The organism is Nostoc sp. ChiVER01 (genome assembly GCF_034531155.1).
GTDB lineage: Bacteria > Cyanobacteriota > Cyanobacteriia > Cyanobacteriales > Nostocaceae > Nostoc.
In genome coordinates, this window is sequence record NZ_JAVRBS010000030.1 from 33,503 (window position 1) to 58,806 (window position 25,304).

The following is a 25,304-nucleotide window of genomic DNA, read 5'->3' on the forward strand; positions in this document are numbered from 1 at the left end:
CCACTTAATCCAGCACTAACCCGACTGTAGCGATGGGTAGTACATGATTATTTATCGTACTTCGTATTCAGAACTCGGAACTTCGACCTCAGAACTCGGAACTTCGAGAATTCAAGAATAAATGAAGACTTAGGTTTAAGGAATATGAAACTTAAACTATAATCTCACCTTTACAGCACTGTTTCGACACGATTCAAAAATTCGCTCAAGACTTGCAAGAATCGTTCCGTCTCTTCCAGATGAGGCATATGTGAACTGTTTTCAAATAGTACCCACTCAGAGCCAGAAATACCCCGATGAACTGTTTCGATACAAGTGGGTGTAACCTCATCGTAGCGACCTGAGAGCAGCAGTGTAGGCACAATAATTTCACTTAGACGATCTTCAATATTCCAGTCGATAATTTTGCCAGCACCTCGAAACTCTGTACCGACTTTGCTGTAAGCACTAGTCAAGCAGCTAGGCCAAGGGTCTATTCGGCAAAGAAAAGAATGATTGAACACCTCCATTGCCTGTTTGTATTCGGGGTCTTGAGTGCTACCATCAGCTTCATGCTTACGAATGATCTGTTGTACTTCGATTGGTAGCTGATTCATTAGGCTATAAGCTTCAGTTACAAATTGTTGAATGCTAGAAGGCGTGCTAGCGAGAATCAGACTAACTAATCCAGTGGGTTGAGAAAGGGCATGTTCGAGTGCTAAACAACCACCCCATGATTGCCCAAAAAGATGAATTTGGTCTAAATCTAAGGCGCGGCGGATGGCGAAGAGTTCTTCTTTGAATAAATCAATGGAATACAATTTTGGATCTGTAGGGCGATCGCTATTACCACACCCTAATTGATCGTAAAAAATCACTCTACGTCCGGTTGTGGCGATCGCTGACAAAGGTTCTAAATAGTCATGAGGTACTCCTGGGCCTCCGTGAATACATAGCAGTGGTAGCTTTTTAGAATCTTCTTGGTCTGGTTTAACAATCCGATACCATACCTGATGACCATGAAATGAGATAAAGTCTTCAACGGCAGAAATTGTCATGGTGGAGTTAATATTTTTACTTTTTAAACAAGTATACGTAATTACTCCAATGCTTTAATCTGTTGATTAGCTTCTTTTTGTGCTTGTACCATTGCCTGCTTTAATGATTGTTGTCCCAATAAGGCGCTGACAAATTGGTTATCAAAGTTATTGACGATCGCAGATGAATACTGACCTACTTGCCACGGTGTAGCATAATCAACACCCGCTACTAATGGCGATCGCATCTGGTCTTGATCGTAGCCCAAATTCTTTGCTACTGATTTACGTGTTGGCAAAGCAAACCCTGTTTTTGTCCATTTTTGCATCCCTTCTTTACCCGTGAGATACTCAATCAACTCCCAGGCTTCGGTTTTATGCTGTGTAAGATGATTCATCACATAGGCAACTGTAAAAACCATCGTGCCTTTTTTGCCATTAATAGTAGGCACTGGTGCCGTAGCAAACTCTACTTGGGGAAAGGTTTCAGTTAAATAGGGAATTGCCCAATTTCCCTCAATCACCATTGCCACTTTACTTTGACCAAACATTTCACTACCTGAGTTTGTCCCCACATCAGATTTTTGAGCAGAGGAACGGTCTTTTTGATACTGGTCTACCACTAACTCTAAACCCTGTAAACCTGCTGCACTGGCAAAGGTAGCATAACCATTTTGATCAACGAGTTGTCCCCCAAAAGCTTTAATTTTATAAGCCTGACGCGCCAATTCTGGGATTTCTCCAAAGCCGTATTTGTTAAGTTTGCCTGTCAATTGTTTCGAGTAGTTACGTAATTTACCCCAAGTAGCTGGTGGACTACTCAAGCCTGCGACAGCGAAGGCTTTTTTGTTATAAAACAGAGCAAGGGTAGAATAATCTTTGGGTAGTCCATAAATCTGATTCTTGTATTTGAAACTATCGAGTAGGGTATCTTCAAAATCCGATAGGTCAAATTTGGGGGTAATGTAAGCATCTAAGGGTTCCAGGACATTTTGACTCATTAAAAAAGGAGCTTCCAGCGCATCTAGATAAAAGACATCTGGCGCGGCTTCCCCAACCAGACGAGTTTTAATTACATCCATATATTGGTCGGAGATTACTTCATATTTGACCTTAATAGTTGGATGTTGGGCTTCAAAGTCTTGCAGTACTTGCTTTAAGAGTTTTTGTTCAACAGGAGAGCCTCCCCAACCACTGAGTTTAATGGTGACTGCGGTAGATGCTAGCGGTTTCCTTGGTAATTGTAGGCTTTGACAAGCAATAATAGCGATCGCGATCGCCATTACCAGTCCCAAAAAATTAAACAACCTTTTTTTGATCACAAGACAGCCAATAGTCTCTTTTTTCTTAACTTATACCTTCTGTTTCTAAAGAGTCATATCAATACTTGTCGGGTTTTGGGGAAAAGGGGAAGGGGGAAGGGGAAAGAAAAAACCTTTAACCTGATTCATTACTGAAGGCAAGTGATACACATTACTAACAAGATTCCCGGCTTCTCTAAGAAGTCGGGAATCAGAGCATTTCAATTACTCTTTTGCAAACCCAATCAATCATCAGTTGGATCATCGATCATTTCTGGTACTAAAGCTGGGTTACTTTTACGTTCTTCTGGTGATTGCTCCCGAATAACATCGTCTATTCTGGCCGGGTGTTTGATTTTGTCTAGTACCTCTGGATCTAGTTGCGATGGATCGCCTTCTGGACTAGACTTTTCAGCTTGACTAGGAACTGTTTCCTTATTCATCACTATTTCCCCAAACTTATACGGCAAGCTTAAGTTCTTTTGTAGTCAGCTTCACACTATCTGGAGACTTAATTTCACACAGCAATAAGTGAAAAAAGCGATAGCCCCTTGTAGACCAAAGATGATTCACTAAACTAAATAGCCTTTACTATAAAAAACATAAATATTCTGTATTCTCTGTTTCATAAATAGGAAATAAGCAGTGTTACCAAAAAAGCCTCCCGCTAGCAATCAAACTCAACGCTGGACATTTGCTCAACTTTTTGGACTGGTAAAACGTAATCCCTTGATGATTTCGCGGTGGGTGATCTGCTGGGTAGTTGTAGGTATTGCTGGTGGTCTATTTGCTGCGTTGTACTGGAATGTTTTAGAACTTTTAACTCACCAGTTGCAAAAAGTTGAGGGTTTTAGCCTTCTGATAGTAATGCCACTAGCTGGTTTAGTTATCGGGCTGGTGATTCATTTTTTAGGAAATCCCGGTGAAATCGCCGTGATTGTTGATAATATCCATTTTCGTGGCGGACGCCTAGATCCTCGTAAGAATCCCTCAATGATTCTTGCTTCTCTAATCAGCATATCGGCAGGCGGTAGTGCTGGCCCTGAAGCACCACTGGTACAGGTAACAGGTTCTTTTGGTACTTGGGTTGCCGATCGCCTAAAACTCCAGGGTGAAGACCTTAGAACCATGAGTTTAGCGGCGATGGCGGCTGGCTTCACTGCCTTGTTTGGCGCACCTCTTGGCGGTGCAATGTTCGCCCTAGAGATTTTACACCATCAGCATATTGTGGAATATTACGAAGCCTTGATGCCAGCCATTGTTTCAAGTTGTGCTAGTTATTTGGTATTTGCAGCAATTACACATTTAGGAATTGCGCCGACTTGGCATTTTCCCCAGTACCACCTAGACAACATTGATGATTTTGCGATCGCTATCATGTTCGGCATCATCGGGGCGGTGGCGGGATGGATTTTCATGGGCATTTTTCGGAGCTGCGATTACTTGTTTGTCCGAATTCCCGGGCCCATTTATGTACACACAACACTAGCAGGGTTCGGGCTTGGCACTTTAGCAGCTTTATTACCCCTAACCCGTTATTTTGGACATGAAGAATTGGAGTCAATCCTCAATACTAACTTTCCTGCTGTTTTTCTCCTAATTCTTGCTCTTGGTAAAATCGCTGCCATTAGCATTACAGTAACAGGTGGGTGGCGCGGTGGATTCATCATCCCTTTGTTTTTCACTGGTGCTTGTATTGGTAAAGCTGTAGCAGTTTTAATTCCGGGGATTAATCCGTCCCTTGCGATGATTTGTACAATGGCGGCTATCAATGCAGCTGTAACGCGTACACCTATAAGTACGACTTTGTTACTGTCAAAACTAGCTAATTTAAGTCCTTTTACGCCAATCCTTTTTGCCAGTTTAATTGGATTTTTTTTCGCGCCCAAAGTTCCCCTAATTGCAGCTCAATTGAAGTCCCAGAGAGAAGCTACTGAATGAAAGAGTAGCCAGTAGTCTAGTCAGGGAAGCTTGAAAGGTAAAGGAACGAACCGCAAAGGACGCAAAGAGCGCAAAGGAAGAAGGGAAGTTGATGAGTAAGTTCGTAGTAAGGACTTTAGTCCTAATTTTCTAAGCACTAAAGTGCTTACTACAAACCTTCAAAACTAGCTAAGTATTGGGTTAATTTAGGTACAATTATTGTTCATTAGCCACCAAGAGCGCAAATGTGCGATCGCTTCTTCTTTTTGTTTGGCTTCGACTTCGATCCACGGTGCTTGGTGGTAGACGTTGGGCATATCGGTAATCAAGTTGCTGTGTTTTCTGTCATTGAAAGCTTGCTCACCATTGGAAATATGGACTAATTGCCAATCTGGATTTGTCCAAGTTTCTCGTGCTGCGTAAAACATGGATGCTACACTTGGATGATCGTAGCTATCTAAATTTTCTTGGCAAATATGGTGATGGGCATCAAATACCATCGGCACGCCAGCTTGCTGACATACTGCTAAGATTTCGTCGGCGCTATAAGCGTATTCATCGTTTTCTAGCGTCAAGCGACTTTTGATGTTTTCTGGTAGCTCGGAAATTACTTTTACTAGTTGTTCAGGACGTTGAGATTTGCCACCATGAATATTCATCAATGACCAAGGCGATCGCGGTAAGCCTAGTAAGTCAAATATACGTGCATGCCATGCTAAATTATTGATGCTTGCTTGTACCACTTCAGGAGAATCAGAACTCAGCACTACATATTGATCTGGATGCAACACCACTCTTATGTTTAATGCATTTGCTCGTTCACCGATTGTTGCTAAATCAGCCCTCATTGTTTCTAATATATTTGCGCCGATTTCGTCCTCTAAGTCACTTAGAGGGAATATTGCTGAAGACATCCGGTAAAGCTGAATTTGATTCTGCTCACAAAAGGAAAGGGCGTCATGCAAGCGTTGTAAGTTATGCCTATACAGTTCAGTTAAGGCAATTTTGCGATCGCTAAGGGAAAGTTTTAAATATCGGGTACGCGTCATTGTCCGAAAGCGCACTTGTTTGTCAGAGGTGATGCAAACTAGCCCTAAATGAGGCAGTGTACTTTTATGACACTGCTGTGCATTAGGTAAATTTGGAAATTCGATTACGGTCATTAACTAATACTAACTGTTGCCTGTTTTGAGCCATTTTTTGATTTAAACAAGTTTTACCATTAGCTTACAAGTACCTAAAGAATGAAGTCTTAAGGCTTAGAGGATGTTTGAAAAGTTATAAGGGGTAAAATTTTATGCCAATCGTCTCGCCATAATTATTGCATTTATTAGACCACGCTTTATCCAGCGAATCGATGGTAGCGCCTACGCACGATAAAACTGGCTCCAATCAGACCTATGCTAATCAGTGGCATCATAGTTTTTGGTTCTGGAACTTCTTGGGGAACTTCGATAGAACCGCTTACTAAAGCCTGACCCTTCAAGGTAGTAGTTGATCCCAGGTTAACTATGTCTTCTTCAGAGAATAATAGTGTGCTTGTAGCATTTTTGAATATACCTTCACCATCGGTGATATTTACGACGCCAGAGCCTTTCGCTGTTAGATTTCCAAAATTCACTGAAGCACTAGCATCACTTGTTCCAAACAACTTGTTAATATTACTACCAAATACAATATATCCCTGTGGGAAACCTTGGACGCCGAATACCTCTGGATTGTTATTAAAAGTCAGATTTCCATTGGCATCAAGCACGGAATATGTTAAACCCTCATATAGTCCTAAATCATACGGGGCATCATCACTCAAACCTACCTCAAATACCTGTGAAATGTTGCCTGAGATCGGCTTAATGTTAACTGTTGTGCGATAGTTGCCAGTAAATGGATATATGGTTTGTGCTGTAGCTCTCATTGCATCTGAGCTTATGCTAGTGAAAGTGAGAACTAATGGAACTAGCCACACCTGAAGTGAGCGAAGTATCATTTCAAACTTCTAACCTCAAAAACTATTGATTTTGACAATAAGTAGAATATTTAATTTTCGGAAATATGCGACTTTTACAAAAGTCTTTCAATTTGGGTCAATTGTGTAAATTGTTGTCTACAGGAGACAATCTAAAAATTTTGAAATTAAAAAATTAATATCAATTGACCCTACGGGATTAAAGGTTAGAGAATTTAAAGTGCAGTTGCAATGAATAATCTTTTGATCAACTTGTCAATTTTTTATTAGTTACTAGACTGCCTTTCTAGGGAATTTAAGAATCCCACAGGTTTATTTAAGATGCTAGAAAATTAATGCCCATGACTAATGACTCGAATAAATTTTCTAACATTCTGACCGGAGGCGGAGCGTCTTTGGCTTTGCTCCTGAATTCTGACTCCTAAATTCTTGCTAGAAATTACCTTATGTGTTCCTACGCAAATAAGAGGTAGTAATGATGTTAACCGCTCAATAATCCGGGGTAAATCGCTCAGTAACAAGGCTCAAATGGCGTAAACTCGTTCCTGAACTGGTAGTTCGCCCCGATTTATTGAGCGGATAGTAATGATGGACGAGCAGAATAATCAAAATCATCGTTCACAAAGTCGTTACTGACCGTCCCGCACACAGGGAACCACCAGTTTAAAAACGTTGCCCCAAAGCTTACCCCTTCATGACGAAACCTCGACAAGAATTACGTAAACAGCTGCAAACTTCTTAATTGGCAGCTGTTTCCGGTTTTCTTAGTACTATTTGTCTTTAGACTACAGTAACTCCTAGCGTATAAGAACCAGGATTAAAAAAGCCAGAACTGAAAGTCCCGCCATTTTGCGGGAAGTAATCATAATCACTTACTGAAATGGAGTAAGTACCTGCCCCTAGTGAAGCAGTGATTGATTGAGAAGTACTCGAACTCTGTAAGTTTCCAGCACTATTAAATAGGCCAAGAACTGGAAAGTTACCACTGTAATTCGGCGTACTAATAGTCACAGTTCCTGGGTTAGCTAAAGAAAATGTGAAAAAGTCGAAATCAGGATTGTTCCCTGGAAGTCTTGCCAGTTGAGCAGAGGTATTAACTTCTGAACCTGATGTTAAAGTACCTAGCTTCTCAGCAGTGGCTAGTGTATTGTTTGTCCCTTGTCCAGCATCTTCTTTCTCGTAGAACAGGAAGTTGTCACTATCAAGCTTCAGAGGCGATGCTTGCACAACACCAATGAGTTCATCTAGCTCTCCCCCTGATTTGCCTAGAAATACCCTTGTATCGGCTCCCACAGTCTCCAAGCGATAGTCTGCCAGCGTTCCTTTGAGCTGGATTGTATCTTCGTTGGAGTTGAAGCCACTGATGGTAGCGTAATCTGCAAAACCACTACTTCCACTCTTGTTATCGTCATAGAAGACATTAGTAGCATCTCCAAGTAAGAACTTATCTTCCCCAGGCCCTCCAGTTAGGGTATCAACCTCCCCTAATCCAGGAGAATCAGAACCGTTAGTATCAACGCCTATGAAGACATCATTTCCAGGCCCCCCAAGGAGGTTGTCATTGCCGAACCCGCCATTAAGGGTGTCATCGCCTTCCCCTCCTTCGATTTGGTCATTGCCAGCTCCGCCAAACAGGCTGTCATTCCCATCTTCGCCCAAGACAAGATCATTACCTTCCTGACCATCAAGAAAGTCATTGCTATCCCCACCAAGCAAGGTGTCATTGCCGCCTCTGCCAAAGAGGGTATCACTGCTGCCTCCTCCAATCAGGGAGTCGTTAAAACTAGAACCAAAGACTTGCTCGATATTTAACAGGTCATCATTCCCATCTCCCCCACTGGCACTTCCAGTGCCAAGGTCAACGGTGACTCCGGCAGTGGCATTTAAATAATCAGCAGTATCAACGCCATCTCCACCAAAGAGTTGGTCATCCCCACCTCCACCAAGGAGAATGTCATTGTCACTTCCACCAAGCAGAATGTCATTGCCGCTACCGCCTAGCAGGGTATCATTGCCTTCTCTACTAATGAGAGTGTCATTCCCGTCCTCACCAAGGAGAATGTCATTGCCAAGCCCACCAAGCAGGATGTCAGTGCCGCTACCGCCAAGCAGGGAGTCATTGCCGTTCCCGCCATTGATAAAGTCGTCGTTAGTCCCGCCAAGGAGGGTGTCATTGCCGTTATCGCCAAAGAGGCGGTCATTACCAGCCCCACCATTGACAGAGTCATTCCCGTCCCCACCACTGAGGAAGAAGTCATTGCCAGCTCCGCCCAAGAGGGTGTCATTGAATCGAGAACCAACGACTCTTTCAATCTCCAACAGGACATCATTCCTGCCCTCCCCAGTAACAGTTCCAGTGGCAAGGTTGATTGTGACTCCGGCAGTGGCATTTAAATAATCAACAGTATCAACGCCATCTCCACCCAAGAGTCGGTTATTGCCAGTCCCACCACGCAAGGTGTCATCGCCCAACCCACCACGGACAATATCGTTGCCTTCCTCGCCATCAAGCAGGTCATTGCCAACTCCACCATCAAGCAGGTCATTGCCACCTCTACCAAAGAGGGTGTCATTACCGCGCCCGCCAGTTAGGGAATCGTTGAAACCAGAACCAAAGACTTGTTCGATATTAAATAGGACATCATTCCCAGCCCCTCCACTGGCGGTTCCAGTCGCTAGGTTGACGGTAACACCGGCAGTGCTATTTGAATAGTCAGCAATATCATTGCCAGTCCCACCAAAGATTTGGTCATCCCCGTCCCCTGCTTCGAGTTGGTCATTGCCAGCCCCGCCAAGGAGGATATCATTGCCCAACCCGCCAAGGAGGATATCATTGCCAGCCTCGCCATCAAGCTGGTCATTGCCAGCCCCGCCATTGAGCGTGTCAACCCCTTCTCCGCCAAAGAGTTGGTCTTTACCGTCTTCTCCAGAGAGTCGGTCATTTCCGTCCCCGCCTTCGAGAAGGTCATTGCCAGACCCAGCAAGGAAAGCATCATTACCGAACCCACCAAGCAGGGTGTCGTCACCGGCTCTACCAAGGAGTTGATCGTTCCCCTCCTCGCCATCGAGAAGGTCATTGCCAGGTCCACCAAGGAGGATATCATCGCCTAACCCACCAAGCAGGGTGTTCTCGCCGCCCTCACCATTGAGAAGGTCATTGCCGTCCTCGCCATTAAGCGAGTCATTGCCAGCCCCACCCAAGAGGTCATCATTGCCGCTCCGACCAAAGAGGTTATCATCACCGCCCAGACCAAGAATAGCGTCATTGTCAAATGTGCCAATTAGAGTGTTATTGTTGTTGTCTCCAATAATGTCTGCCATATCAATCCTCTCGGTTATAAGTTTGATTCAGAGATATCCGCTGGCAGAGGTGTCATTTATGAGTAGCCCTGCCACCGGGGAGAAACCCTAGATGGGTAGTTAAAAAAATGCAGCATCTACTTAGACTAGTTTCGTAACCGCTCAATAATTCGGGGTAAATCGTTCAGTGACAAGGCAGGCTCAAATGGCGTAAACTCGTTACTGAACTAGTAGTTCGCCCCGATTTATTGAGCGGATACGTGGTTTTTTGGTCTAGACACTGCCTAAATAGCCATCACTAGCATAGGGCAAACGCATCTTATTTGCTAGTAAAAACTATGGAGACCTGGAAGTATAATTAGTTTTTTGAAGTGACGTCGTAGATGAGCCAAACATTTCTGTTGGTCGGCCACTGCACAACCATTGTAAACACTAAAGTCTAGTTCTTGAGGCAGGCTTTGGTTCATATTTGTGATACTCCCCCCCAAGTGTCCCTTTTATCAATAGACTTCTTGCATAAGTCGGGAACTGGGGTTGGGGGAAGGGGAAAAAGTTCTGTATCGTCCTTTTCCCCTTTAACCTTTACCCTTTTCCCTTTCTTGCAAAAAGCACTTTTGCAAGAGGTCTAATACTCTGCTACCTGAATCCTTACCTTTCTTGGGCATATATCGTGAGGATAATAGTGAAATCTTTTGTCTTTACCTATGTAGTCGCTGATGCCATTGCCAAGCATGGGTGAGGATTTCCTTAACATTGGGATATTGGGGATGCCAACCCAAAACTTTAGTTGCTTTGTCACTGCTACCAACTAAAATAGGAGGGTCGCCTGGTCTGCGATCGCGTTCCTCTATTTTGATTTCTTTACCTGTTACTTATTGAGCAGTTTCTATCACTTCTCCCACTGAAAAACCACTACCATTTCCAAGATTAAATACTTCACTTTCTCCGCTTTTGAGCAGATATTCTAAACCCAAAATATGAGCTTGCGCTAAATCATTTACATGAATATAATCCTGGATACAAGTACCGTCTGGGGTAGGATAATCAGTGCCAAAAATAAAGATAGATTCGCGTTTACCCAATGCGGCTAATAGTACTAAGGGATTGGGGAATGGGGACTGGGGAAGAAATATTTTCATTCCTTCGTTGTGAACCGTGTTCATGGAGTCTCTTGCAAAAGTGGAGAAAAGGTTAAGGGGTGAATGGCACTAAGAAAAGCCGAAACGCTTGTGGATTAAGCAGTTTGCAACTGCTTTTGTAATTCGTGCCGGGGTTTGGTCATTAAGGGATAAGCTTTCGGGCGACGTTTACGGACTCGTGGTTCACTTCTACCGGGGCGATCGCTCACAGCTTTGTGAGCAATAACTTTTAGCAAAGTGCGATAAAATTGGTGACGTTTTTGAGAAGTTGCTGCTAATAATTTGGGAATAAAGTTAATTAAGTGGTGGCGAGTACCTTGTAGTGATAGGCGATTTGGAGGAGTATTGTAAATAGTCCCAGCCGACCACATTAAGCTCCGAAGTAAATTGTAAGCCAGTAATTGAAGAAGAATCCAGGAGTCAGAATTCAGGAGTCAGAATCAATCAGTCGGGGATTCAGACCCGCGACTGATTGAAGACCACTAAATTGAAAATTTAGTGGGGGGTCTTAAACCCGATTATTCATCCGCCAGTCATACAGAATTCATTCTGAATTCTGACTCCTGACTCCTGAATTCTGTTCGATAAACATGAATTTCTTTGCGGATCATTGGAGGAGTTTTACATCGTAAAATATCCATACCCAAGGTAGTTTTTATATGTCTCAAATCCAATTCAACATCCCAACGTTTACCGTAAAGTCCAACAATTTCAAGAGTAGAATAAGAAGATTTATCTAAAAGAGTAGTAATTAAGCTGACTTGTTGAGTGCGAAAACCAGGAATAAGAATGTAGTAGTAAATTTCTCTTACAGTTATGCTAGAAGGTAGAGCATCAAAATCATCCTTGCTCAATCCTTGTGGGCATCGTTTAGGTTTATACCAAGTAACTAATTTGTCGCAATCCCCAACAATTTTGCCTTTTCGTATGGTTGTTGTCCGAGATTGATGCTTGCGGAATACCGCATCACAACCGAGTTGTGTAATAGAAACCATGTCAGCATAAGCGCAAAAAGCTCTATCACCTAAAAGAACTTGAACAGGGTGTAGGGTGTGGGGTGTGGGGTGTAGTGAAGACGGTGTTGGCAGAGGATTCAGACCTCTCCCAACACGTTCGACCAACAAAGGGCGGGGCTTGTATCCCGACGGTTGTTGGGGCTATATATCCCCTACACCCTACACCCCACACCCCGCCCCAACGGGGCTTGGTCACTGGGTTTAAGAAAACTGTACAGTTTTCTTGCTAATTTAATATCGTGAGTGTTCAGGACATCGATGCATAAAGCAACGGCGGCTCCTGTAACTAAACTGAATATCACACCAATTTTTGCAATTGGAAATCCACATCCAGCTTTTTGAGTACTTGGCTGAGGATACTCCTTCTGGTTCTCTACAGTGTCCGGCATAGAGACAGTTGACCCATCTATTACTTTCACATTCCGTCCACACCATAAATGTTCTTGAGTTACTCTTTCTTCTAAATTATGTGCAGAATAATTGAAAAGCTTCTCTAGTAATTTTTCTGGTAATCTTGCTCGTGCTTGACAGTATGCACTCGTATCTGTTGACGGAATTTCTACTTCTGATTCTGCCAGATGTGCAATTATTTTACTTACAGTATTGTGGCAAGTTTTATCCGTATCTAAAACCTGCGATAAAAACGCCCACAACGTTATAAATGGGTCAAATAATCGCTTTTTATATTTGATTTTTAGCTCAGATATTGCAAGTCTGATCACCGATTCCGGTAATAGTTCTTTGAAAGCTAAACCTAAACTTTGGTTAAATTTATCCTTGAGGATTTGTACTCTTAGTGTCACAGTAGTGTTTATGATGTTGGCTTATTCGTCTCAAAAAAGTATTTCACGGACGAGTAAGCTTTTTCTACCGACAAAAATTTTTTAGGCAACTGTGCATCATCTCTTCATCAGCGTTCGTCGTTGACGTTGCCGTTCGCGCAGCGTCAAGGACAGGAGAAGGCATCGCAGCTACTTGTGCCATTAATTACTGCGCTCTCTGGCATTAAAAGCTGTAACCCTTATTCTGCATACCTTAGAGCTTTTCTTAGTGCCATTCGGTTAAGGGGTAAAGGGGAAAGGTTTAAATCCCTTACCCTTTAACCTTTCCCCTTTCCTCAACCCTCACCTAACAATTTTGGGTTTTCAGACAACTAGATTCTTTCTTCCAAGTAGCGAGAAATTGCATTGTCAAGGGATGGCATAAATTCACCCCGGCTGCTACCAAGAACGCTGTAAGTTGGGCGAGGAGCAGTTAAACCAAGCTCTTCTGTGGGTACAGAAATCAGATTGGTAACACTGACTCCAGCTTGTTTAGCCGCTAACCGCGCGAAATCAGCCCAGGCGATCGCACTCTTATTCGCCAAATGCCACAGCCCACATTCACCGTCAATTAATAAATCTAGGCTGGCATGAACTAAATCTGGTACATAAGTAGGTGAAACAATTCCATCCTCTGCGGCAATGAAATTATTACCAGCACTAAGCTGACGCAGAGCGATCGTGACGAAATTATACTCATCCCACGGCCCAAAAAATGCACTGGTGCGAATTACCAGCGATGCAGGATAAGCCTGCAATACCAGCTTTTCTGCCAAAACTTTGCTACACCCATACACATTAAGAGGGGCAACGGTATCAGTTTCGACATAAGGATTAGATACAGCACCGTCAAATACCAAATCTGAGGAGAAAGTTAATAGCGGTATGTTATGTTGAGCGCAAGCAGCAGCTAGAATCGCTGGGCCTTCGGCGTTCACCTGTAAGCAAACATGGGGTTCATTTTCGGCATCGTCCACCCGCACGTATCCGGCAGCGTTCACAACCGCCCACGGCTTAAACTGGGTAAGTGCCGCATCCACAGAGGCAGGATCGGTAATATCCATTTCTTGGCGTGTCAGCAGCTGATATGAAATTCCGCGCACTTCGCACAAGCGAGCAAAAGCCTTTCCAAGAGTTCCTCTAGCACCGACGATCGCCAGGGGACGAAGGGAGGCAAGGGGCATTAAGGAAGTTTTTTTCCTTGCTTCTCCCATCATCGCATTGCAACTTAGTGCAGGGTATAACAGGCGCTCTTGTCGATGCCACCAGCCTGGAGTTTCAAGTAGCGGGTGATTTAGTTGATGCCCATTTGCTAGATTCTGCACCATTTTTGCGATCGCTGTCGGTCGAGGATGTGGCAATTCTCCTTCGGAGACGCTACGCGAACGCAAATCAAATACACCTGGCTCGTAGTAGCCGTTAGCTTTTGTAACTAAACTATTCCAATCGTAGCTGCCCAGGAGCGCCCAAACAGTGACAGCGCGGATATCCACACCCTCAGCTTGTAATTCCTTCGCCGCATTCCACACCTCATAAAGCCAGCGTAGCTGCTCCTCACGGGTGCAGCTAATATGAGCTTCGGTGACAGCAAGGGGCAGGTGATAGCGTTCCCATGCTTCTAGTAATAATGTGCCTGGGCCTGCCAAACCCTCAGCACAAACTCGCACCGCCTCTACATCAGCATACTTGTCATGCCCATTACCGCCATGCGTCCAAGCTGGATAATTTTCTGTGTGTTCATCCAAAAAGCGTTCGCTGGTTAAATAATGGTTAATCCCTATGATGTCAGGGGGGCAGGTATTTTGCAAAAATGTCTCAAGTTCAGCCTCGCTAATACCACATTTCTTTAAGTAACCCCACATTGAATGAGTAGGGTTAATTCGACCGCACAATAAATCAAGGCTCAACCAACGGCGATCGTTCTCAAATTCTGCTTGATATTCTAATTTCGGTGTACTGTAAATCTTACCTAAATCCTCAGTTTGCACTAATTGAGCGCCAGGGTTGACTTCTCGGATTGCCTTCATTGCCAAGGCTACTGCGCGACACTCTCCCAACAAAGCACGGGCAAAAGTTAAATCATCCCGCCCGTGAGGATACCAGTGACCATACATTCCACTGAATCGCGCCGTTGTCAGTGGTTCGTTTACAGGCGTGTAATGTGTTACCCAAGGATAGCGATCGGCAACCGCACGGGCAAACACTGCTAGTTTCTCTGGAAATTCTGGGTCTACCAAACTTGTATCTCGTGGGCCGCTACCATGATGCACTAATCCCACAATCGGAAGGATGCCGAGTTCGCGCAAGCGCCCCAGTCTTTCATCAGACCAAGACCAATCGGCAGTTTCTAGCCCATTAGGTGCTATCTTCTCCCACAATACAGGGTAGCGGATAGCTTTTATCCCTAGTTCTGCAAATAAATCTAAATCATTTAAGCGCGTTGCATGACCGTTGCGTTCCAACTGGTCTAAATATTCATCACCCACGCGATTAACTGTACACTCTACACCAGCCCACACTTCCAAGGGGAGTTGTGAATTATTCTCTCTCAAAACTTTATTTGTCACGTCTTTACTTGAGTTAAAGAAAAAAGACATAATTTACACAACCAAAGCTTTTATTACCTTTATCAAGACTTACGCGAACAATAGCAAAACCTTTTTTCAGTTAGGGGCAATTCATGAATTGTCTCTATAGCGTGTAATTTTGCGTAAGTTTTACTTTAATAATTCCGCGTTTTGATAACGCAGATATAATATCTACTCTTTGCGGATCGTTGACCACAAAAGCATGAAGAAAAATACAAAATTCAAAATCAATTAGTGGAATACTCAGATCCAACAGTTTCTTAGTACAGCTTTGCGTCAAATCGTAGCGTTGCGTTTTTAATGCAATGGGATGCATTGGCATTGTCAAGTGATGCATTAGCATTGCAGGGTATTGCCGCATTGAATTCGCTACGAATTAATGAAATGCTATATTTAGTAACCACTAAATCATCTGCCAGTCACATAAAATTGCCAACCTAACTTTTGTAGAGACGCAATCCATCGCGTCTCTACTTTAAAAAAGTTTAGCCTGGGCAGCACCTGCCCACGAGCAACATCAACAAACTTAAGCCTTAACCGCTATTTGTTTGTATGTTGCTAAAGCCTGCGCCACACAATGATCCATGTTGAGATACTTGTATGTAGCTAGCCGTCCCACAAAATGCACACCTGGTGTTGACTCAGCCAGGGCTTTGTATTGTTTGTAAATTTCCTGATTTTCAGGACGTGGCACTGGATAATAGGGGTCGCCCTCTGCCTTGGGAAACTCGTAAACAATACTAGTTTTGGAGTGTTCCTGTCCAGTTAGGTACTTAAATTCGGTAATACGGGTATACAGTTGTTCGTTGGGATAGTTAATTACTGGCGCTGACTGAAACACAGGGGTGTGATGCGTTTCGTGTTTGAAATCCAATGAGCGATAGGGTAGTTTACCGTAGCGACAATCAAAAAACTCATCAACTGGCCCAGTGTAAACCATCTCGCGGCAAGGTATAGCTTTCTCGATTTCGCGGTAATCGGTGTTAAGCATTACCTTAATGTTCGGATGATTTAACATATTCTCAAACATTCGAGTGAAGCCGTGCAGTGGCATTGCTTGGTAACTATCTGTGAAATATCGGCTGTCGCGGTTGGTACGGGTGGGAATTCGGGCAATTACTGTTTTGTCAAGTTCTGAAGGATCGAGTCCCCATTGTTTGCGAGTATAGTTTTTGAAGAACTTTTCGTAAAGCACTTGACCAACTTTACTAATTACTACATCTTCAGAAGTACGGATGTGTTCTCTCGGTTCTGCAACTGACTGAAAAAATTCTTCCGCCTGGAATGAATTGAGGTTCATTCCATAGAGTTTGTTGATGGTGTCAAGGTTAATGGGGATGGGAACGAGTTGTCCATCTACGCTAGCTAAAACGTGATGCTCGTAAGAACGCCAGGGAGTGAACTGTGAGAGGTATTCAAATACTTCACGGGAACTGGTATGAAAGATATGAGGGCCGTATTTATGTACGAGAATCCCGTGGTCGTCGTAATGGTCGTAAGCATTGCCACCGATGTGGTTGCGCTTGTCTATAACCAATACTTTTTTACCAGAATTTCTCGCCAATCGTTCAGCAATAACGCTACCAGAGAAGCCTGCACCAACAACTAAATAATCAAATATAAAGTCTCTGGTAATGATACTTGGTGCTTCTGGGATATTTGTTGAGATGGGAGATTTCCCATTTTTACCATTAGTTGTGGTATCTGGTGTGGTTGCGAAGTTCTTAAAGAGCGGCTGCGCTAACGCAGATTCTATCAACTGCATCATCGATCCCCAAGTCCGATCCCAAGAAATCTGTTCTAAGAATGCATCTACTCGACTCAACCATCCTGATGTTGGAGTATCTTCTTGCAATGCCTGTTCTGCTGCGGCGACAAACTCTTGAGCAGTGTCTGCAATTCGTACTAGCTTCAAGTCTCCATAAGGACGCACCACATCTCGAATTGAGGTAGAGACCACAGGTTTACCTGCGGCTAAATACTCTGGTGTTTTTGTCGGGCTAATAAAACGTGTTGACTCGTTTCGCGCAAACGGCAACATTGCCAAATCCCAACCCCCTAGATATGCAGGCAAGTCTTTATAGTCTTTACTACCAAGGTAATGAATATTTTCATGCTGTGGCAGAGTTGCTGGGTCAATTTTCACAACTGGCCCAATTATCACTAGATGCCAATCAGGACGAGCTTCGGCAATTCCAGCTAATAATTCAATATCCATCCGCTCATCAATTACACCATAAAAGCCAAGGCGCGGATGAGGAATATTTGCTTGATCTGCTGGTTCTTCTTTAACGCTTCTTCCTTGTCCAAAGTGGGGTACATCTACACTACTAGGAAAGGCATAAACGTTTGGATGCTGGTTTACTTTACTTTCATAAAGGCTTTGCCCGCCTGTAAATACTAGATTTGCCCGACGAAATAGTTCTGCTTCATACTTCTTTAAAGTAGGCGATGCTCCTTTAAAAGCAGACAATTCATCCATGCAATCATAGATAATAGCTTCAGGTTTTAAATGGCCTGCCCATGCGATCGCCATTGGCGTATAGTACCAACAAATGTACTTAGAGATATTATGTTCTGCAAATAACCCATCAAGCAATACTTTTATATCGGCATTTATTGCTTCTTCACTTAAACCTTCTGGTAAATATGGAACGACAACTATCACTCCACTTTTGTCTTCACTAATGTCCAATCGTCCCAATGGTTCCCGGCTAAAAATTGGCTCTTCGATAAAGAATACTCTCTTTTTTTGAGCGCAGCGACTTAAAAGATGTTGTGGTCTTTGATAAACAAAATTCCAGCGCAAATGAGATAAGCAAACTATATCAGGCGTATCGGTAAAAGCTTTTGTTGAGCGAGAGTTTTTGTTGAATGAGGATAAATTTATTGATGTCCCTAGCGATTGCGATTTCGCTATCTCCGGTGATTTTGCTTCATTTACCGTTGGCGACACACTATGGCTCACACCGTTATTTTGTACTTGCACTTTATTGCTTGACATAGATTATTAACTCAACTTGCAGAATATTGGACTAACAAGTTCTGTTTTTCGTAAAGAATTAGTTTTATTATTCGCTTTTTTGAATTACATATTCATCTATCTAAATATAGTAATTAAAAACTACTGTATTATTCTTAAGTATTAAAATTCTAACGTTATTGACACTAAATTATGTGTAAGAATGTGTAAAATTTAGCCAAATATGTAATTAGATATACGCCAAAAGGCTTACATCCATATTACTTTTGTAAGTAAACATTAAAACAAAGCAAATTAAAAATATAAAAAATTTAGTTTACTCATGTATCTACTACAAATGTTTTATAGTTACTACTCATAAATATATGATGATGTCTAGTTCAAAAATTATTAATATAATTCTGATATCAAACTAGTTTAGGCAAGGCTTCCGCTATATTTATACTTCAACTAATAGGACATTACCAATTCAAAATTCAAGACATTAAAATCTACATTTATCAGAACTTTAGACTTTTTGTTGATCACCTAAACTAACTAGAATTGTACAAATTTCCGGCTTTATAGTGTAAATTTTGAGCAATTGCTCAATAATATGGTTTATATCGTTTGGTTGGATAAAGCCGAGCTAAAAAAAAATTACTTTTTATTTAGGGTGCTAAACACACCTCAAGAAAGATGGATGTTTCTCGCAAGGAGAAGAGTATTGGAGACAGCGTACTTTTCCAAACATGTCAAGTTATTTACAAAATTATTAATCTTGCCAAAGAATTTTGAGCAAATGATCTAGTGGAAATACACGCTGGTTTAGCCAAGCTTTCTTAGGAATTGATCATGATTAAACGAACCTTAGTTACTATTGCTCTCCTTGCAGTTGGATTTTTCGTCTCATTGGGATACTCAGCATTACTTCCCAATAGTGAGTTTGTGAATGCTCAAACAAATCGAACAACCCCAACCCAAAATACCCAAGTTAACGAGGTTGATCGGCAGTTCTTTATAGATGCAGGTAAAGCAGGCTTAGGTAACATCGCGCTGGGGCAATTAGCATTGTAACGTTCGACTAATCCTCAAGTTAAACAATAGAACAAAAAAGCCAAAGAACTTTAGTTCCAGGCGGGTGAGCTAGCCAACAGTTAAGCTATTTCAAGGTTTTCATGAATTGGTATTAATCCTTGGCAAATCAAATTGATTTGGAGGCGATCGCCTGTGGTGTCCAGGTGGGGCCTTCGCAATATGGCCCATCTGCCGACCAAATAAGTTTATCCAAGCACATTCGCCGCGCATCCATGTTTACATCCCAAGCATGGTAGACAATGTAATCAGTCTGACCGTCGGGGCCTACAACGATTGAGTTATGTCCAGGCCCTTTCACACGATCAGGAAGCGAACGTAGCACCCGTGGCCCCATTTCGTTACCCACATCAGAGTAAGGCCCCATCACACTATCGGCAACACCATAATCTACGCCGTAGTCCTCTGTTTCCCAGCGCCCACCACTATAAAAGCAATAATATTGGCCTCCATGTTTACGGACACAGGGGCCTTCTAAGGTATGCCAATCAAAATGTTCACCATACATCAATCGGTTGGCTAAAAATCGTTGCCAATCGGAACGCGCCCGTAAGACGACTTTACCGACACCACAAAGTTTCGTCATATCTTGAAGCCGATCTACAAAAAGGGCAGTACCAGCCCGCACGCCGCCCTCAGTGTCTAAAAAATCACGAGCATAAAATAAATACCACTGCCCATCGTCATCACGGAATGCGTGGGGGTCGATGGCGAAGGAGCAAAAATTTGGATCTACAAGTGGCTCACCAACATCTTTATAGGGGCCCAGAGGATTATCGCTTGTGGCAACACGCAACTGATGATTTTTATCCTCGTGTCCTACAGAGTAGTAGAGGTAAAATTTACCATTGGAATAAGCAACTTCGGGGGCCCAAAAATTATTGCCAAGGGAGGGGTCTGGCCGCAACAGTGCGTTATCTACAAAATCCCAATTCACGAAATCAAAGGAGCGTAATAGAGGGAAGACACGTAGTTTTGCGATTTCGTCTACCATTCCTTCCGCTTCGGCTGCACCAGTGCCGATCGCGTAGTATACACCCTCAAATTCCCAAACAAAAGGATCGGCAAAATAGCCTTTGTAGACTGGATTGGTATAAGTTAACATCTCGGCGCTCACTATAGCGTGTTAACTCAATTCTTGAGGAAGTGCGATCGCAAAAACAACTATCTTTATGCTGGTTCGCACCCTTGAATTGTCCGACATTGCTGAATTTGAGTATGAATGATTCCAAACTCCTCTACAAAAATACGAAAACTCTAAGACTACCCCTTTCAACGTAACTCGTAAAATAAGATTATTTTTTCTCAGCGCTCTCTACCCCTCTACGGTTTAAAAGTAATTTATTTAACCGCAGAGGGGTAGAGAACCAGAGTAAAGAGGTTAAAGAGATGCGATAAATTGCCGTCTCTACTCTTAATTTATCCATCAATTATTTATTGACAGACTAATAGCTGTAAAATGGGAATAACTTATTAGTACTTAAAATTTACGTAAGTTTCAACCTTCTCCTTTGGCAACTGTTCCACCACCTGACAACGAATCATTTGCCTTAAATTCTCTGGTAGGCTCTCATAATAGTCTCGTTGGAGAGTCAAATCTACCTTCGGCGTATGTAACCAGTGCATAGCATAGCCCATAACTACCATCGGTCTTGGCTGGTTAGTCCGATTTGGTGAACCCCGATGCAGTGCCAAAGGTGTCCGAATCATGGCATCCCCTAGCTCCATATAAAAAGATTCCATCGGAATTTCACCAGTGGCAATTTTCCTTAATCCCTCTTCACGCGGCAAAAGATGCGTACCACGCGCCATCTGGAATGGCCCGTTTTCTGCGGTTACTTCCACAAGTGGGAAGTTAACGGCAAGAGCGTAGAGTGGCGTTACTATTTGATCGGAGAACAAAGGGCGATAGTCCCGATGGATTTCCTGATAATCCGAACCCTGTACTGGAAGATCAACCCCCATCTGAACCATCACATATTCCTGATAAAATACTCGCTCCAGCACACCCATAATCACTGGATTAGCAAAAACTTCTACGTTAGCAAAGGGGGAAACCCAAGGCAATGTTAGATAGTAACGCGCAATTTCACGGGGAGCCAGTCCACCTGGTTGATTTTGACGTTCTTGGAATAAATTATCAAAAGCTTTTGCCCATTCGCTAATCAATTCTTTGTCAAAAAGACCGGGAATCACACAAATTCCGTCTCGATTTAGGTCTTCGGCAAATTGGTTTAGGTCAGTATCTGTATATTTATTTACTCTACCTATACTTTGAACCATTTTCTTATCCTCGCCAATTCCTCATGTTAAAGTCAAATTTAAATCGGACTCTCAATAGCAGTTTTTGCAATTGTTCGTCGATAATAGCGCACCATTTCTGGAATTGACTTATCAGTTTTTGTAGACTTAGGTTATCCAAATCTCTTTATAGATAAGGCTTTATGTTGGTTAGTTGCTAGGGTTTTTCGGTTGTGGGGAAGGTGCTGAATCAGAAATACAGCAATGCTTTTTAAGGCAATTCACTGCCCAAATTGTGATATTATAAATGTAGTAAGAGGTGATAAAACTACTGAAGGTAAAAACTGTTGCCTTTGCCGCCAAGATGGGAGTTTTCGCCGCAGATTCATAGGATGACTGTTAAAAATCAGCTACAACTCCGTAATGTAGAAATTAAAATAATTTGTAATACTTAATTAAGTTTTGTAACGGAGATTTAGTGCCAAATTGAAGCAGAACTTTCCTTCAATGTGGATTTTGCAAGGCACACCTCGGCACTTGGGAGTTGATATTGAGTTAAACCTCCAGAATTAGTTAAAAAATTCCAGCGTTATGGGGCAATAGGGTTAAGTTACAAAACCAAATTCAGCAGAACTCTTATGGGGTGGGCGTTTTGCCGCCCAGTAGATGCAATTTAAATATGGAACAGCTTACCTAATTATTTCCTGCCAACTTGGCAAATATTTACAATATGTGTGCCATAATGTCACGAGTTAATAGTCTATACCTAATTTTGTATCCCCCATACTAGGGCGCTTAATGTATTTTATGTTTACTATTAAGCGATAAATAGCATTATGTCAATATAGGTATAAAGTTATATAGATTACGGTAAAAGGAGCAAAAAACTCCTGGAATGTCTCAAAATAGCCTAGTTTAGTCTAAACCGAAGGCACAGAAAATTTGTTCTATTGTAGTTACATTAAGAGGTTTTAATGAAATTGTTGGATATACAAAAGCGTAAGACAGAGTTGCCCTCTAATACAGATAATCAAAGGGTTTCTAGCTTTCCAGAAGCTGGGTATCCACGCCCACAGTTACAGCGATCGCACTGGCTAAATTTAAACGGTGAGTGGAAGTTCGCTTTTGACAATGAAGGACGATGTGTTCAACCAGGCGATATCCAGGGGTGGACTCATCATATACAAGTTCCCTTCGCTCCCGAATCTACCAAAAGTGGTATTGGTGATACAGGTTTTCATCCAAATTGCTGGTATGAGCGAGAATTTGAAACGCCTGAAGGTGAGGGCAGATTATTACTGCACTTTGGGGCTGTAGATTACCGCGCCCGTGTATGGGTGAATGGTCAATATATGATAGAGCATGAAGGGGGACATACTCCTTTCACACTGGATATTACCGCAGTTTTGAATGACACTGGCATAACTAAAGTAACAGTCTGGGCCCAGGATGATCCTTGTGACCTTGCCAAGCCTAGAGGAAAGCAAGATTGGCAATTGGAACCGCACAGTATTTGGTATCCTCGCACCAGTGGTATTTGGCAAACAGTCTGGATTGAGCGGGTGGGTAGAACTTACATCGATAATATTCGGTGGAGTCCCGATTTCGAGCGCTGGGAAGTTGGTTGTTATGCTGCGATCGCAGGTGATGCCCCTGCTGGTATCCAAATCAAGGTAAAACTGAGCATTGGCAATAACGTGCTGGCAAACGATACTTATGAAGTGTTTAACGGAGAAATTGGCCGTCGCATTTCCCTTTCCGATCCAGGTATCGACGACTACCGTAACGAATTGCTATGGAGTCCAGAAAAGCCCACTTTAATGGATGCCCACGTTCAACTTTGGCATAACAATGAACTTTTGGATGAAGCAAAATCCTATACAGCAATGCGGACTGTGGGGATACAGCGCGATCGCTTTATGCTCAATGGTCGTCCTTATTATTTGCGCTTAGTTTTGGATCAAGGCTACTGGCCCGATTCGCTAATGACAGCACCGGACGATGGGGCATTGCGGCGCGATGTCGAACTTGCCAAAGCAATGGGTTTTAACGGAGTCCGTAAGCACCAGAAAATTGAAGACCCGCGATTTTTATATTGGGCAGATGTGCTGGGGTTGTTAGTATGGGAAGAGATGCCCAGTGCATATCGTTTCACACCGAAAGCAGTGGAACGCACAACGCGAGAGTGGGCTGAGGTAATCAGGCGGGATATCAGCCACCCCTGTATCGTAGCTTGGGTAACGTTTAATGAATCCTGGGGAGTTCCGAATTTGGTTGAGACTGCGGCTCACCGAAACTACGTTTTGGCAATGTATCACTTAACTAAAACTCTCGATCCAAGCCGTCCAGTGATTGGCAACGATGGCTGGGAAAGTACAGATACGGATATTCTGGCTATTCATGATTACGACACTCACCCACAACGATTAGGTCATCGCTATGGGCCGGAAGTGAAGCTATCAGATTTGTTTGACCGGAAGCGTCCTGGAGGGCGCATCCTGACACTGGATAACTTTCCGCATCAGGGACAACCAGTGATGCTGACTGAGTTTGGTGGTATTGCCTATGCTCCTGTTGATAACCCCGATGCAGATAAAGCTTGGGGATATGAGCGTTGCTCCAATATTTCCGAGCTAGAAATTAAATACGCTACTCTGCTCGAAACGATTAATGATATCGAGTTGTTTAGCGGATTTTGCTACACCCAATTTACAGATACTTTCCAAGAAGCTAACGGTTTATTATACGCCGATCGCACACCTAAATTTCCCATTGAGGCGATCCGCGCTGCGACCCTTTCAGGACAAGGATTATGTACTCCCACAAGCTGTTAAAGCCGGATGGTCGTCCACTGACCTTATACAGTCGATACCCGATTGCCGATAATATCATCGCCACTAGCCCTAGTAATGAACCAGTGCAAGCAAATCCCCACCTGCGCTGGCATCCTTTACGCGGCGAATGGGTTGCTTACGCTTCTCACCGTCAAGGGCGAACTTTCATGCCGCCTCCAGAATATAACCCCCTTGCACCGACTACAAAACCGGAGTTTCCTACAGAACTCCCCCCAGGTAAGTATGATGTAGCGGTGTTTGATAATCGCTTTCCCTCAATGGCTCAAACGGCACACGATCCGCCAGAGTGCATTGTGGAAACATTGCCTGCTAATGGGGCGTGTGAAGTGGTGGTTTTTGCACAAAATGCCCAAGCTTCCCTTAGTTCTCTGGAATTGGAACACCTTGATTTGCTCTTAGAAGTGTGGGGCGATCGCACCCGCGTATTAGGAGCAAATCCCCAAATTCAGTACGTGCTGCCATTTGAAAATAAAGGTGTAGAAGTAGGTGTAACATTGCACCATCCTCACGGGCAAATTTACGCATATCCCTTTGTACCGCCAGTGCCAGCGCGAATGCTGTCAATGCAGCAAGAGTATTATGAAAAACATCGACGGGGTTTAATGCAAGACTTGATTCAGAAGGAAATTGCAGATAATCAACGGATTATTTATCAAGATGAGTATGCGATCGCATTTGTCCCGGTATGCGCTCGTTACCCCTATGAAGTTTGGATTGCGCCAATTCAGCCAGTTAGCAGTTTTACCGAACTTACCCCAAAACAACGTTGGGGACTTGCTAAGGCGTTAAAAACTGTCACTCTCAAGTATGACGGCTTGTGGAATCGTCCATTTCCTTACTTGATGGCTTGGTTCCAAGCACCAACTGACGGTTTAGCCCATCCAGAAGCGCATTTACACGCCGAGTTTTTTCCACCATATCGGACAAGCGAAAGGCTGAAGTATCTAGCGGGAACTGAACTTGCAGCCGGTATGTTTGCCAATGATGCTTTGCCAGAAGAAAAAGCGAAAGAGTTACAGGCTGTGGTGGTAAATATTGAAGAACCGATTTCGGCATAAAGAGGAATGGCACTAAAACAGCTAAA

Annotated in this window: 17 protein-coding genes and 1 pseudogene; 4 read left to right on the plus strand and 14 right to left on the minus strand. The window is 43.1% G+C overall.

The features are described 5' to 3' along the window. Positions 1–170: 170 nt before the first annotated feature. The 3 genes from RMY00_RS28950 to RMY00_RS28960 form a co-directional block, all read right to left on the minus strand. Complete coding sequence (locus RMY00_RS28950; RefSeq protein ID WP_322650834.1) at positions 171–1,037, minus strand: proline iminopeptidase-family hydrolase; 867 nt, start codon at positions 1,035–1,037, stop codon at positions 171–173. Between the two features lie 41 nt (positions 1,038–1,078). Beyond that, on the minus strand, positions 1,079–2,299 hold the full coding sequence (locus RMY00_RS28955; RefSeq protein ID WP_322650881.1) for an ABC transporter substrate-binding protein: 1,221 nt from the start codon (positions 2,297–2,299) through the stop codon (positions 1,079–1,081). A gap of 263 nt (positions 2,300–2,562) precedes the next feature. Continuing rightward, positions 2,563–2,760 (minus strand): hypothetical protein, encoded by a 198-nt coding sequence (locus RMY00_RS28960; protein ID WP_118166258.1) that lies wholly within the window; start codon positions 2,758–2,760, stop codon positions 2,563–2,565. 202 nt (positions 2,761–2,962) lie between these two features. Here RMY00_RS28960 and RMY00_RS28965 point away from each other — a divergent pair, with 202 nt between their 5' ends. Then, a complete protein-coding gene (locus RMY00_RS28965; protein WP_322650835.1) occupies positions 2,963–4,258 on the plus strand; it encodes a chloride channel protein in 1,296 nt (431 codons plus the stop codon). A gap of 185 nt (positions 4,259–4,443) precedes the next feature. Here the strand turns inward: RMY00_RS28965 and uvsE are convergent, their stop codons facing one another. The 9 genes and pseudogenes from uvsE to glf all read right to left on the minus strand — a co-directional run bounded on the left by uvsE (position 4,444) and on the right by glf (position 18,071). Further along, positions 4,444–5,400, minus strand: a complete 957-nt coding sequence (gene uvsE, locus RMY00_RS28970) for a UV DNA damage repair endonuclease UvsE (RefSeq protein WP_322650836.1) — start codon at positions 5,398–5,400, stop codon at positions 4,444–4,446. 179 nt (positions 5,401–5,579) lie between these two features. Beyond that, entirely contained in the window at positions 5,580–6,224 is a 645-nt protein-coding gene (locus tag RMY00_RS28975) for a hypothetical protein (RefSeq protein WP_322650837.1), read from the minus strand. Between the two features lie 759 nt (positions 6,225–6,983). Further along, positions 6,984–9,524, minus strand: a complete 2,541-nt coding sequence (locus RMY00_RS28980; RefSeq protein ID WP_322650838.1) for a calcium-binding protein — start codon at positions 9,522–9,524, stop codon at positions 6,984–6,986. A gap of 677 nt (positions 9,525–10,201) precedes the next feature. Then, a pseudogene (locus RMY00_RS28985) lies at positions 10,202–10,606 on the minus strand (GDP-mannose 4,6-dehydratase); the annotation flags it as partial. A gap of 131 nt (positions 10,607–10,737) precedes the next feature. After that, on the minus strand, positions 10,738–11,013 hold the full coding sequence (locus RMY00_RS28990) for a hypothetical protein (protein ID WP_322650883.1): 276 nt from the start codon (positions 11,011–11,013) through the stop codon (positions 10,738–10,740). A 162-nt stretch (positions 11,014–11,175) separates the two neighbouring features. Then, on the minus strand, positions 11,176–11,766 hold the full coding sequence (locus RMY00_RS28995; protein ID WP_322650839.1) for a transposase: 591 nt from the start codon (positions 11,764–11,766) through the stop codon (positions 11,176–11,178). A 44-nt stretch (positions 11,767–11,810) separates the two neighbouring features. Continuing rightward, entirely contained in the window at positions 11,811–12,461 is a 651-nt protein-coding gene (locus tag RMY00_RS29000) for a hypothetical protein (protein WP_322650840.1), read from the minus strand. A 350-nt stretch (positions 12,462–12,811) separates the two neighbouring features. Beyond that, positions 12,812–15,076: a family 1 glycosylhydrolase gene (locus tag RMY00_RS29005; RefSeq protein ID WP_416212112.1), complete on the minus strand. Its 2,265-nt coding sequence runs from the start codon at positions 15,074–15,076 to the stop codon at positions 12,812–12,814. A 517-nt stretch (positions 15,077–15,593) separates the two neighbouring features. Beyond that, a complete protein-coding gene (gene glf / locus RMY00_RS29010) occupies positions 15,594–18,071 on the minus strand; it encodes a UDP-galactopyranose mutase (protein WP_322650842.1) in 2,478 nt (825 codons plus the stop codon). Between the two features lie 813 nt (positions 18,072–18,884). On the opposite strand from glf, the gene RMY00_RS29015 reads away from it, so the two are divergent. Then, positions 18,885–19,106 carry a hypothetical protein gene (locus RMY00_RS29015; RefSeq protein ID WP_322650843.1) on the plus strand — a complete coding sequence of 74 codons (222 nt, stop codon included), beginning with the start codon at positions 18,885–18,887 and terminating at the stop codon, positions 19,104–19,106. Between the two features lie 127 nt (positions 19,107–19,233). On the opposite strand, the gene RMY00_RS29020 is transcribed toward RMY00_RS29015, so the two are convergent. Together RMY00_RS29020 and RMY00_RS29025 are read right to left on the minus strand one after the other, a co-directional pair. After that, positions 19,234–20,229, minus strand: coding sequence for a glycoside hydrolase family 43 protein (locus RMY00_RS29020; protein WP_322650844.1), 996 nt, complete (start codon positions 20,227–20,229; stop codon positions 19,234–19,236). A 368-nt stretch (positions 20,230–20,597) separates the two neighbouring features. Continuing rightward, positions 20,598–21,407: a phytanoyl-CoA dioxygenase family protein gene (locus RMY00_RS29025; RefSeq protein ID WP_322650845.1), complete on the minus strand. Its 810-nt coding sequence runs from the start codon at positions 21,405–21,407 to the stop codon at positions 20,598–20,600. 932 nt (positions 21,408–22,339) lie between these two features. Here RMY00_RS29025 and RMY00_RS29030 point away from each other — a divergent pair. Then, positions 22,340–24,199: a glycoside hydrolase family 2 protein gene (locus RMY00_RS29030; RefSeq protein WP_322650846.1), complete on the plus strand. Its 1,860-nt coding sequence runs from the start codon at positions 22,340–22,342 to the stop codon at positions 24,197–24,199. Then, on the plus strand, positions 24,178–25,278 hold the full coding sequence (gene galT, locus RMY00_RS29035) for a galactose-1-phosphate uridylyltransferase (RefSeq protein WP_322650847.1): 1,101 nt from the start codon (positions 24,178–24,180) through the stop codon (positions 25,276–25,278). The genes RMY00_RS29030 and galT overlap by 22 nt, the downstream gene beginning before the upstream one ends. Positions 25,279–25,304 lie beyond the last annotated feature (26 nt).